The following is a 12,949-nucleotide window of genomic DNA, read 5'->3' as shown; positions in this document are numbered from 1 at the left end:
ATGTCAGAAACAATTTCATATAGCGATAAGGCAAAGGGGTGGACTTCTTTCCATTCCTTTATTCCTGATTGGATGGCCAAGTTGAATAACCGCATGTATTCAATTAAGGATGGCCAATTGTGGCTGCACAATGACGAAAGTAATCCTGTGCGCAATAACTTCTATGGAGAGCAATACAATTCCAAAATTATTGCTATTTTCAATGAAGCGCCAAGCGACGATAAAATATTCAAGACAATTAACCTTGAAGGAAATCTTCCTTGGGACGTAACCGTTAGGACAAACTATACCGAAAGCACTATTACCAAAGAGGAATTTAACCACCGGGAAAGCCGATGGTTTGCCTATACCCGTAAAAATGAGAATCAAAACGATCTTACTGGGCACACAGCTCAAGGAATTGGTGTTATTCTTTCTTCAGTTGGTCTTACGATTACGTTTGGTAACATTTCCAACATGATCAGCGAGGGTGATATACTTTACCAGGTCAATGGCTCTGTCAATGAAATAATAGGGACTATTACCTCAATTGCTGGAAATGTAATTACTGTGGATTCCGTAGCTACTCCGCCGGTTCCCGGCTATTTCTCTTTTGCTAAAAAGAACGCCAGAATAGAAGGAAGTGAAATCCGAGGGTACTATATGGAAGTTGAACTTGAAAATGACGATACTGTGCCGGTGGAATTGTTTGCGATTAACACAAACGCTGTAAAATCTTATGTTTAAAGTCAGAAACCTTATAGATAGCGACTACGATAATTTTTTGGTCGGGTGGTGGAAGCAATGGCGATGGACACCACCGCCAAGAGATTTCCTTCCACAAAACGGAACCGGCGGAGTTATGGTTGAGAAAGAAGGAATACCTATTGTAGCCGGGTTTGTTTACCTGACGAACTCCGCCGTGGCATGGAGTGAATTCATTATTTCCAATTTCGAATACAAGGAACCAGACCGGAAGCAAGCTATAAAAATTATAATCCAGGAATTATCTGAAATTTCCAGGCAGTGCGGCGCAAAATATATCTACACAGTAGTAAAAAACCCAAGCCTTCAAAAAATGTATGAAGAAATGGGTTTTACAAATGGCAGTCAAAAAGCTAATGAAATGTTTTTAATCCTCTAAGGAGCATAGATCAATTTCTATGCAACCTTCAGGAACTATGAATTTTAAATGTAATGATTCACAATTATTTACAAATGCTTCTTCTGAATTTTCAAAAGTTTCGTATCCTCTACCTCTTGTACCAATACTTGGAAATTTACTTAATGTTGGTATTTTTACCTCTACAATATCAAATATTGGTTTTTCAAATTTATCTGAATATAATATCCAAGCAGGTATTCTATAGCCTCTTTTTATTAAGTCGTAAAGCTTAACGTAATCCTTTGATAAATTGAATCCTTTCATTTTTTTAGATTTTGATCAATAGTTATTTTAATTTTTATACACTTCCAGCCAACATTTAAATACTGCCACCATTTTTTATTATAGGTTTTTTCGAAATCTCGAACACAGTCAGTTCTTTTAATCCGGATTGTATTCAGATACACATTATCATCTGGATCAATAATTACATAGGCTTTTGTTGCTTTCATATTTAGAATAACGACAGTTGGTCTTTTTCTTGTGGAACTATCTTGGCGCTATCTGTGACCAGGTGGGGAAACATTTCAGCATATTTTTCTATGTAGTCAACAGCTGCCTGAGACAAAACATCATAATCCGGAAATTTCTGGATCAATAATAAAACCGGTTTTCCTTCATGATTACTATCATCAAGACAATGCTCATATACGACATTTTTTAAACGGCTGAAATGGCTGTGGTTTATGTTTTTCTGTAGAATCATGGAATAGATTTAGTAAAAAATCCGGTTCTTACGCGACCGGATTTACGGTAGTCTTTCCCACTGTCCCCTTTCATTAAGTTTGTAGCGTGTCGAGGACTCGAACCTCCCCTTCGAAATATGAACCCGAAATGCAGCCATTTACACCTTCACGCGCTGTGATCTGTCTTTCCAGATTGTCAAGCCACCTAAACCGAATTGGAAGGCTCGCTATCAATGGCTAATGAAGCATAACCTTGTGGAGAAGGAAGGATTCGAACCTCCGGAGCAACGATACTAAACTATTCCTAGATTTCACGCCAACATTACCTCTTTGTTACTTCCCCTGTCTTCAGTCTATTCCTGAAAGTCAAGCTGTCTGGCTAATGATTTCACCCCATTCTGGAAATTTGTTTTTCCGCCATAAACCGTTAGGGCTTGGTACTGACATTTACCTGATTATTGTCAGCGGTCCGCGTAATGCAGGGGACTATGTTTTTAGTGGGGTGTACAGGATTCGAACCTATACGAGGCACCTTAACCGGATCATTTATGTGCACCACCGGTGGCGTAATCCCCATCTGCCTCAAAGCAGACCTGTCTACCGTTTCAGCAACTCCCCTGTTCCTTGTCTTTCCAAGGTGTCATTCGGCTACATCTTTTAAGCTTTCCGACAACTCGCCAAGTCCTTGATGCTAGGTCAGTACATTAAATTCACGTCTATACTGCGTTCTCTTTTTCAATGAGAGGTGAATGAGAAGCTTCTTAAATATTTTTATCTTTTTGTTTCAATGAACTTATACAAAAGTATAAATATTTTTATACTAAATACAAAGTAATTTATACTAAATTTCTATTATATTTGTACTAATAATAGATTTTATTTATACTAACGTAAAATACACTACCATGGCGGCCGTCACCACTACAGCAATTGGCCTTGGAATGTCTGGATATATGGCATACCAAGGTGCACAGAAAAAAAAAGAAGCCCAAGGTTTGTTGGATAATTACGATCGTACTGATTTGACAAATCCTTATGAAGACGTGAAGATTTCTACTATTGGTAGTGATTTGTTGCGTGAGGAAAATCAGCGTACCGCAGCCGGGCTAATTGATGCTTCAAGAGGTGCTGGCATACGGGGCATTATGGGAGCTATCCCAAAAATACAGGCCCAAACAAATTTACAAAACAAAGAAGCTCAGAAATACCTTGATGATCAGGTTAATCGTAGGGAATATGCTATTGCCGGTGACGAAACAAATATCAGGGCCATGAAGGAAAACCGAGATAACGCAAATATTTCGGCATTATCATCACAGGTAGAAGCTGGGAACCAGGATATGTGGAATGGTATTTCAGGAGTAGCCAAAAGCGCTATATACGGAGCCAATAATATTGACTTTACTGGTGATGGTGCCGAAAATCCTGATGTTGAACCTGTTTCAGGTAATTTAATACCAGTTGGAATAAATACAATGGATAGGCTTAAAACTAAAAGTCCATGGGCATTTGATCCTATATTTTCATCTATAAAATAATTCACAATGGCTAATAACACCAATGCTTTTTCAACTGTTTCGCCTATAAAACAAGATATGGCGGGCTTTGTTACTGATGTAGAAAATCAGGATTTCAAGTACCGTGCAGAAAAAGCAGCACAAGAAAAATTAAAACTTGAGCAGAAGGAAAAAGCGGAAGCTAAGCAAGAAAAATTAAGAGAGCGTATTCTTAAAACGCCAACTCTTAATTCTACAGGCGTTCAGTCTTTAGACGAGCTTAACGGCCGTGTTTTAAGACAGGCCATTGACCGAAAATTTGATATTTTCAAAAAGCTTTCGGAAGGCGGATTATCTATTGAGGAACAAACTGCGTTGGAAGTAGAAAACAAAAATATTGACAATCTTCCGGAAAACCTAAAATTAGGTAACGACAATATTCAAAAATGGTTTGCAGATTATGACCAAAAGGTTGGAGCGGGCACTGCTTGGCAAGAGGACAAAATAGACAAACGCAGAAAAAACGGATATGATGCCTTTGTACCTACTCTTGATGAAAGGGGGTTACCGTTGATTGGTTTCCGGGATTTGGATGGTGATGGTAAAATAGATCCTATTCCATGGGAAAACATCAAAGATGGTACCGTATTGGGTAATCTTCAGCCAAAAATAAACTACAACACTACCATGGATAATGCAGCCAAAGCATTAGGTACTGAAGAAACAGCTGATGTCAATGGGTATAAAACCATTACAAAAAAGAAAGTTCCATTAAAAAATATCGAACAATATGCTGATAGTATGATGTTTGAAAACGGTATTGTTTCTCCTTTCACTTTATCCAGGGCCAGAGAATTGGGATTAGGATTTAACAAAGAAGAATTAAGCCCGGAAGAATTACAGAAAATCAGAAAAGATGTAATAAACGATATTTTCATCAGGACTGACAGTATGGAGAAAGAAGATGTAGATTTTGGTGCCGCTAATGCAGATGCTTCATTAAGAGAAAATAAACGTCAGTTTGATGCCAAGCAAAAAGCAGAAAAGCCAAAAACTCCTTCTTCCAAAGATTTCAACAACTATACTGTCATTACTTCTGAAAACAGCAATGACAAAAATGATCCAAGATATGGTCTTCCAAAAGGCACAAAGGGCTATAGTTTTGAAGGCTACAATGTGAGAAGGGTACCTGCAAAAGATGTTGAAGAAATAGTGGAAACTATTTACAAAACTCCTAGCGGCGAAATAGTGTTGGTAGGAAAAAGATATGTGGGCACGGAGGAAAGTGTTGGTGAAGATGGTGTTTCAAAAACGAAAGGAGCCAAAACGGAAAACTTCACGTATCGTTCCGATAAAGATGCCAATGCAGTTGCTGATTTTCTTTCCAAAGTCAAAAATGAGGAAACTGGCGATTATTTCAATTCCATTGGGGAATTTAAAGCGGTAGCTGATAAAAAAGAAAGAGGTACTCCATCCAAACAAAAAATTGACTATTAATCATGCCAGATCCAAGAAATAAATTATACGTAGCCCTATCAGGAAAATTTGATTTAGGTTCTTATGAAGAATTTAATACAAAAATGGATAATCCGCAATCCCGTCAGAAACTTTACAATGCTGTTTCCAAAGATTTTGATTTGGGTTCCTATGAGGAATTTGAAGGTAAAATTTCCCCTCAAAAAAAAAAGGCTGTACCTACTTCGTCTGGACCAAATCAAAAATTGGATTCGAATGGGGATCAGGGAACTTTTTCGGGTGGTGTAGGCAAGAGCCCTCTTAAATACGAATCCCCTTTCAAACAAAAAAAACAAGAGCAAATTCCATCGAATACCGAATCTTCCCAATATGAAGAAGGTACAATGGCATGGAATCTTGACAAACTTTCAAAAACCAAAGATTTTATCGAACTCGATAACCGGGTAAAACAGGCAACCGATATTCCAGAGGAACGCGCCAATGAAATTAAGAAGGAAGTAGAGGATGAAGCCAACAATGTTGGTGTACTGAACAAACTCAATAAGTTCGGTAATGAATTCTTCAATAAGGTTCCTAAAATTTTCGGCGGTTTCGGTGGCGAAAAAGAACTGGACCCGCTGCATAAAGAAAAACGTGAAGCCGTTGATTTGTTGACTAAAAAAGGATACAAGCAAGCGGATATAACCAATGATTTAGTTAAAAGAACAGCTATTGACATTAAAGCACAGAAACGTATAAATTCTGAAAGGGATAGTAAAATGCGTGATTTCTTAAGCGATGCCGAAGATGTGTATGATGGTAACATGCAATCTTCTTTAAAAGACAAGTTAAAATTTCAGGAAAATATAAAAGTTGCCGGGAAAAATCAGCAAAAATCCTTTTTAGAAAAAAAGGTAGATCTTAAAGACCAGGTAATTTTAAGCAGGAGGGAAAACTTGGAAAAATTAAATCAGGAGATTACTGATTTACATAAAAAAGGTGAGGATATCCCACCTGATTTATTAATGCAGCACAATGAAGAATTGAAAAATTTCCAATCTTCCATAAAAGAAGCTATTTCCGCCCGGGAAGAATTTGCCGAGAAAGACACTGATTTGAAGGATGCCCAAAGCAATCTGGATTACTTTAAAAGGGATTACGGAAAAATTAAAAACTTTTTTGGCAACGCCGTTTTGGGATTTGAGAAAATAACCACCGGACTTATGGGTGCGGCTGATTATGGACTTGAACTAAAACAATCGGTTTTAGGGGAAAGCGCTGTAGATGAATCCATGCAAAATATCATCCATGGTGAGATAAAGTCTACGGATAAATTTTACAACGAGAATGTGGCCGATAAGATAATGAAACCAATGGCCGTTGAGGATATCCATTCCATGAATGATTTAGGAAGATGGGTTGGAAATACAGCTGTCGCTTCCCAGGTTCCTATTTATATGGCTATTGCTTCGGGTGCCGGAGGAATAGGTGCAATTGGCGCTGAATCTACTGGGGCCAAATATGAAAGTATGGTTTCTGAAATGAATCCTGAAAATGCAGAGCCAGGTCAAGGTGTCCCTCAATATTCTGAAGCGCAGCTGTTAGGTGTTCCTGCCGGTTATGGTCTGGCAGAAACCGCCAGTGCCATGATTACCCGTATCAATATGGGAAATGCCGCCAAAATTATTAAATCAGCTTCCGGTCCGGAAAGAACAATGATTGCCCAAGGGTTTTGGAAAGAGATAGCCGGTAAGGGTGGCGATGTTGTAAAAGGTGGAGCCATGGAATATGCCGACGAAGCTGCCACGCAAATAATCGAAAACTATTTAGATAAAAACGTTTTGGGAAAAGATGTTTCTCTTCTTGATGGAGTTAATGATGCAGGTATGGCCGGGTTGGTTATGGGAGCAGCTATGCCAGCGGCATCACATATAGTAAATCAGGCTACCAAGCCATTCAGCGTGGATAATAAAGTTCAGAATATATCCAAAGAAATATTGGAACTACAGACACAGTTGGATAAAGCGGCTCCGGAAACAAAAGACATTATCAAAAAACAGATAAAAGATAAAGAGAATCAAGTTTCCTCATTATTGAAAAAACGTATATCAAATATGGAATCGTTGTCAGACCAACAATTTCAGGAAGTTATCCGTTTAGAAAAAGCGCAACAAACCATCAAGAACCAAGCTAAGGAAATCAAATCTGATACCAATATTGATGATGAAATGACTGATAAGATATTGGGTGATTTGGAATCAGAATTCAGGGCCAATGATCAACGTAGGCTTGAATTATTAAACGGTGGTGCCACCGTCGCTTTGGAAAAAATGGTCGATGATGAAAAAGAAGTTTCCAAATTAAAAGAAACTGCAGAAAAACAACTGGTTAAGGAATTAAACCCAGACGGCACTAAAGATGTAAAAATTGAAGAAGAGCAAATTGCAAAAAAAGCAATTCAAATTTTCAATAAAAAAAATACAGAATCTAAAATAAAAGAGGGTTCTAAAGGAGTATTAAATAATAACATTTATACTTTAAAAAATGGTGAAGAATATGCTATTAAAATATTTGATGGAATTAATGGAGAGGTAAAATCTTTTAATGACCGAGAAAACAAAGATAGATTATCTTTTTCAGTGCAAAATAAAAATGGTGAAAATATTGCTAATATAACCTTTTGGCAAGATAAAGATGGTAAGTTTTATTCTAATAATACAAATGTAAACGAACAATATAGAAGAAAAGGAATTGCCACTGCAGTATATAATTTTGCTGAATCATTAGGAATAGATATTAAGCCTTCAAATACTCAAACAAAAATGGGAGAGTCTTTCTATAATACTAGAGAAAAAAGGAAAGATGATGCCACTTACAATCCTACAGATATTATTAAGAAAGAGAATTTTGACTATAAAACAGGGGAATCATCCGTTGTTTTAGAAAATAACCCAACCCCCGATGAAGAAGTACAGAAATCAGATATTTCTCCTGATATAATCCTTCAATCTGAACCAAGTGAGGAAGAAATTCAAGTAGCTGAAAAAGCCAAGATAAAAGCTGAAAACTTCAAGGATTTGTACAATGTCAATAGAAAAGTTTTTGGACAAAACAAGGTAAAATCTTTTGCTTCCGCTGTTGTAATGGATAGAATTGTAGGAACAATGGCTGACAGGGCTAATACCACCAAAGAAGACATTTATAGTAAGCTTGAATTCAAAAAAAGCAGTGAAGATGAAATAAAAAATCTTTCCGACAAGGGTAAAGTATTATACCAAATCGCCGGTAAAAATGCTAAACTTTCCAAAGAAATAAAAGACAATCTATCCATTGCCAGAAAAATGGAAACGTCCGGAGCCGACACTAAAAATATTCGGGTTGCCACCGGATGGGAAAAAGGAGCAGACGGCAAATGGGGTTATGAAATAGATGATTCGAAAACATCTTTGAACCAAGACATTGATGATTTAACCAGAGGTAGTTTGAGTGATTTATTGAATCATAAAGAGCTATTCGAATTATATCCGGATTTGGCAAAAGTTGAAGTTGTTCCAAATTACAATATGGAATCAAGCGCTATCGCTAGCCCAAGTAAAAACAGGATAATGGTAAATCCTGATAATATAAAAGGTAACCAAGATTTACTCACCACCATCCTACATGAAGTTCAGCATTTCATTCAGGAAAAAGAAGGGTTTTCCAAAGGAGGTTCCGAAGAAACTGTACGTCAAATTTTAGAGGAAAATATTTCCAATAAAACTACATTGAAAAGGATAACAGATAAATTGTTTGGGAAAAAGTCAAAGGTAACATTAGGTGCCAGCAAGCAATCTAATCCCCAGGAGATTTTAAATCAGGATGATTATAAATTATACGAAAGCTTGGTAGGAGAGGTTCAGGCAAGAAACGTGGAAACAAGGCAATCCATGAGCCCGGAGGACCGTAAAAATACCCTTTTGTCGGAAACCGAAGATATAAGCCGGGAATCCCAAATAATTTTATTCCAGGATTCCAAAGGAGCTGCCCAAATAGGAGAGGATGGGAAAGCGGTAATTCATGCTTTGACAGATCCCGATGTTTCTACTCCTTTGCATGAGCTCGCCCATGTTTATGAGCATTATCTTACTGATGATGAAAGAAACCATATTTTGGATTTAGCCGGCACAAAAGAATGGAATACGGAAACCAGTGAATTTTTTGCCAGGGGGTTTGAAAAATATTTGGCCGATGGTACCGCGCCGGATCCTAAGATGCAAAAAATATTCGATAAATTCAAAGAATGGCTTACCGATATATACAACGGTATTAAGGATTCTGAAATCGACATCAAGCTGAATAAGGAAATGAATGATATCTATTCCAAAATGCTTGGCGTTGAGCCAAAGTCTGAAAGTAAAAATTCATTCAAGGCTTCTGAAAACGGTAAAGCTTATTCTTCAACATTCAAAGATGGTGTTCTAACATTCAAGGATGAAAAGGGTAATGAGCCATCGGCTCCCACCCGAAGAAAGCTACAGGATGAATGGGCTAATAAATTTGATTTTACTTCCGGAAGGACTATTTCCCAACGGGAAGATGTTGAAGGATTTAATGAATTTGAATATGAAAGCATGGTTGCCGAATATTCAGAAAACCCAGTTGAGGTAGCCGAAGCGCTGCTGAATTTGGATATTCTGGATTATATGGGAGGAATTGGCCACAAAGAAAAAGTCATTGCCGAAAACATTGGTTCAAAATCCATCGATAGACAAAGTTTTATTGACAATTCGGATGCAAATAACATCACTCAAGGAATTGCCATGCAATATTTCGCCAAAAAAGGACAGGGAGCGCCATTGGATACTATGGCACAGGAAATGTCCGAGCAAGCTGGTGTAGATATTACCGAGCAGGATATTGTTGATTTTATTTTGGATAATCCCCGTGGTACCGAAAACTTCATGAACCAGGTCAAGAATGAAAAAACAGGACCACTGAAAGATCGTTTCATGGAACTGACTGGCTTACCGGCAAATGATAAATATCTGGACAAGGCTATAAGCCAAATGCTGGAAAAACAGGAACAACTTGAAAATGCTTCTTCTTTAGACTTTATGTCTGATGAAGATTTCATATCTTTATACAATCAAATTCAACAGTCTGAAAATGAAAGCAATGAACCAACCGAAAAAACAGAAACTGACAAAGATGCAAAAGGAGTTTCTGAAACTAAAAATAACCCAGCACGCAAACCAAAATCCGGAGTACAAGGAAAAAGTGGAAGCAAAGCTGACGGAGATACAAGAAAACCAAAACCAGTAAAGAAAACCGATTCAGAATTTGATAATTCTGATTTGGAGGATGATACTGAGGTCCAACAGCAGGGAATGTTTAGCGGAAACAAGCAAAACCAAAGGGATTTGTTATTGTCAAGTAACGGGCCGGTAAAACTTCGATTTCCATTCCAAAAAATGTTCAAGCGTGTATTCGCCCAAACATTTAAAGCAAATGCCGGGCTTGATACACAAACCGGTGAAGTAGTTCGTTCCAGGAATAGAACTCTTTCTGCGTTCACTGATCACCTGGAACATGAATCAAACGAATTCAATAAAATAATTCGTGATATCAAAAAGAACTTCCCGAAAAAAGTAAACGAAAACTTATTGGCTATAAATGATTATCTATCCGGAGAGAAATCGGCCGATGTTTCATTTTTAAATCCGGACCAAAAAAAACAGTTGGATTATTTCAGGGAAAGAATCGATTCTCTATCGGAGTCTGTTATTCAAAACCTAAAAAACAAGGTTTCTGATTTGGAAGAGAAGGTAAAAAAGCAACCGAAAGGGAGTATTGGCATTGAATCTATAAATGGTGCCATAGAAAGAACGAAAAACCTTATTGACACCATTGAATCAAACAAAGAGAAATATATCAACAGAAGCTACCAAATCTTCTCAGATGATGCTTATCGCGATAATATCACAGGAGATTTTGAGAACTTAAATAAAGAAGGGCAGTTAAGAATCCGAAACGCCATAAATTTCTTGATACGGGAAGATGGAATGACTAAGGCTGAAGCTACAAAAGCAGTGGCTGAATATTTAAGTGAGATCCGCAGAAGCAAATCTGATTTCCCATTTTCTTCAAATGGAAGCGCTGCAGCACCATTCCTTAAAAAAAGGAAAACAATACCAAAAGAATTCCGTGAATTACTTGGAGAATCCAAAGATCCGATTTACAATTATGTGAATACGGTTTACAAGTTGAGTCAATACATCGGGAACCTGGAATATCAATCCAAATTGCGTGAGCATTTATTGGATAATAATATTGGTAAGTTGGAGCCGGCTCTTGGCTACGTAAAATTAACCAGTGATGGAGAAGGTTGGGGAATATTAAGTGATATCTACGTGCCGGTTGATTTTAAGGATGCTATGGATGATATGCAGCCTCTACAGAAAATAGAGAGTGGATTTTACAAAGCCTGGATAAAAACCGCTGGGCTGGTAAAAATCAATAAAACCATATTGTCTCCAACAACCATGGCCAGAAACTTAATAAGCGGGGTATTCCTTGGCGTTAATGCCGGGCATTTCTTTTTGAGTAATCCAAAAGCGATGGCTATTGCCTGGAATAATGCTTGGACCACAAATAAATCCCAAAAAGAATTGTTTGCCGAAAGACAGAAATTATTGAAATCAGGAGTTCTTGGTGACGGTTCTAATTCTGGCGAACTTTTGGCCATCCTTAATGATTTCAGTAAGGAAGTTGATAGGATGATCAGTAAAAATGCCTTTGAGAAGTTTTTTGATATTGCCAAAAAAGCCTATGCTTTCGGGGATGATTTCTATAAGGTAACCGGGTTTTATATTGAGAAAAGTCGATTAATGAGCTATGGATTATCGGAAACCGAAGCCGAAGAAAAAGCTGCTTTCCGGGTAAATAATGGTTATCCAACCTATTCATATTTGCCGAAAAACATGCAGCGCTTGAGAAGATTACCGCTGATTGGTACTTTCGTCTCATTTCCATACGAGTCGATTCGCTCCACCAAAAACAATCTGCTTATCGCCCGGGAAGATTTGAAGGAAGGCCGCACAAAATTAGCTTACCAAAGATTAGCCGGTATGTTGGCGGCCAATGCCACTTTGAATGGATTGAGTGCCTTGACCATGGCCATGGTTGGAATGTCAGACGACGACGACGATGCTATCCGTGATATGCTTCCGGAATGGCAGAGAAATTCCAAATTGATTTACCTGGGCACCAAAAACGGTAAACCTATTTTTGTCGATGGAACGGCATTGTTCCCGTCTGAAACTATTTTCAAACCGATATCCACGTTATTGGAACAACGTGAAGGCAGGAAATTCGATGATAAATTACAGGAATCATTGAACGAGCTGCTGTCTCCTTATATTTCAAAGGATATTACCTTCAAAACATTGATGGAAGTTTCAGAGAATGAGGACCAGTTTAACGATAAAATCTACCTTTCAGATAATCTAATGAGTGGAATCGCCAACGAACCGGCCAAAATCGCCAATTATTTAATGAAACAGGCCGGGCCAGGAGCGTACAATAATGTGACGGAGTTCCTTCGCGCCAATGAAATTGCGCCGCAATATTTTGGCGACAAATTTAGTGCGTATGGAAAAGAGTATACCAATCAGGAGGCCCTTATGGGTTTGCTTGGTATGAGGATTTCCACCATTAATTACAACTCGGCAATGTCCAGCTTCGCTTTTCAGGTAAAAGACGCTGAGAAGTCAGATAAAAGCAGTGCGTCTAAATTGGTTAAGACTTCCAAAGTTCTGTCTGAAAATGAAATTGAAAATATCGTAGAAGATTACAGCAAATATCACGATCAGAATTTTGAGAAGATGATCAACATTGTCAACTCCGGAAAGAAAATGGGAATGAGTGACGGCGATATCAGAAGCAGCTTAAAAGTTTCAAAATTATCCAATAGCGATATCAGTGCTTTGATTCAGGGTAAGGTACCAATATTAAAACCGTTATCCGAACAATCCATTAAAAGTTACAAGGAAAAACTGACCATCAACTACAAAGGAAAGGATATTCAGGAAATCAAGAAAAACTTTGATAAAAATGTACAGATGCTAGCGAAGAAAATCGCAGAATTCAACAAAGAGAACAAAACTAAAAAACGCCCAGAGTAGGGCGTT

The 12,949-nt window shown here is 37.8% G+C and carries 8 protein-coding genes and 2 tRNA genes; 5 read left to right on the top strand and 5 right to left on the bottom strand.

All coding sequences use genetic code 11. The features are described from left to right. Nucleotides 1-726 (top strand): hypothetical protein, encoded by a 726-nt coding sequence (locus ACRDEC_RS09515; RefSeq protein ID WP_431498103.1) that lies wholly within the window; start codon nucleotides 1-3, stop codon nucleotides 724-726. Next, on the top strand, nucleotides 719-1,123 hold the full coding sequence (locus tag ACRDEC_RS09510) for a hypothetical protein (RefSeq protein WP_431498102.1): 405 nt from the start codon (nucleotides 719-721) through the stop codon (nucleotides 1,121-1,123). Before ACRDEC_RS09515 ends, ACRDEC_RS09510 begins: the two co-directional genes overlap by 8 nt. Here the strand turns inward: ACRDEC_RS09510 and ACRDEC_RS09505 are convergent. From ACRDEC_RS09505 to ACRDEC_RS09485, 5 genes are all read right to left on the bottom strand, one after another. Further along, complete coding sequence (locus ACRDEC_RS09505; RefSeq protein WP_431498101.1) at nucleotides 1,112-1,408, bottom strand: hypothetical protein; 297 nt, start codon at nucleotides 1,406-1,408, stop codon at nucleotides 1,112-1,114. The two genes, ACRDEC_RS09510 and ACRDEC_RS09505, sit on opposite strands and share 12 nt — an antisense overlap. Next, complete coding sequence (locus ACRDEC_RS09500) at nucleotides 1,405-1,596, bottom strand: hypothetical protein (RefSeq protein WP_431498100.1); 192 nt, start codon at nucleotides 1,594-1,596, stop codon at nucleotides 1,405-1,407. The genes ACRDEC_RS09505 and ACRDEC_RS09500 overlap by 4 nt, the downstream gene beginning before the upstream one ends. A gap of 2 nt (nucleotides 1,597-1,598) precedes the next feature. Further along, entirely contained in the window at nucleotides 1,599-1,850 is a 252-nt protein-coding gene (locus ACRDEC_RS09495) for a hypothetical protein (protein ID WP_431498099.1), read from the bottom strand. 236 nt (nucleotides 1,851-2,086) lie between these two features. Next, a tRNA-OTHER gene (locus ACRDEC_RS09490) sits at nucleotides 2,087-2,173 on the bottom strand. Nucleotides 2,174-2,328: 155 nt separating this feature from the next. Continuing rightward, nucleotides 2,329-2,448 (bottom strand) — tRNA-OTHER (locus ACRDEC_RS09485). Between the two features lie 287 nt (nucleotides 2,449-2,735). Here ACRDEC_RS09485 and ACRDEC_RS09480 point away from each other — a divergent pair. The 3 genes from ACRDEC_RS09480 to ACRDEC_RS09470 are packed head-to-tail and all read left to right on the top strand — an operon-like array spanning nucleotide 2,736 to nucleotide 12,943. Then, on the top strand, nucleotides 2,736-3,368 hold the full coding sequence (locus ACRDEC_RS09480; RefSeq protein ID WP_431498098.1) for a hypothetical protein: 633 nt from the start codon (nucleotides 2,736-2,738) through the stop codon (nucleotides 3,366-3,368). Between the two features lie 6 nt (nucleotides 3,369-3,374). Continuing rightward, a complete protein-coding gene (locus ACRDEC_RS09475; RefSeq protein ID WP_431498097.1) occupies nucleotides 3,375-4,823 on the top strand; it encodes a hypothetical protein in 1,449 nt (482 codons plus the stop codon). 2 nt (nucleotides 4,824-4,825) lie between these two features. Further along, the gene (locus ACRDEC_RS09470) at nucleotides 4,826-12,943 is read left to right on the top strand and encodes an LPD23 domain-containing protein (protein ID WP_431498096.1); all 8,118 of its coding nucleotides are present in this window, start codon (nucleotides 4,826-4,828) and stop codon (nucleotides 12,941-12,943) included. The last annotated feature ends 6 nt before the right edge of the window (nucleotides 12,944-12,949 follow it).

This window comes from Flavobacterium sp. (genome assembly GCF_050696275.1).
Taxonomy (GTDB): Bacteria; Bacteroidota; Bacteroidia; order Flavobacteriales; family Flavobacteriaceae; genus Flavobacterium.
Note: the sequence above shows the minus strand (reverse complement) of the source record. Positions and strands in the feature narration are given on the sequence as shown.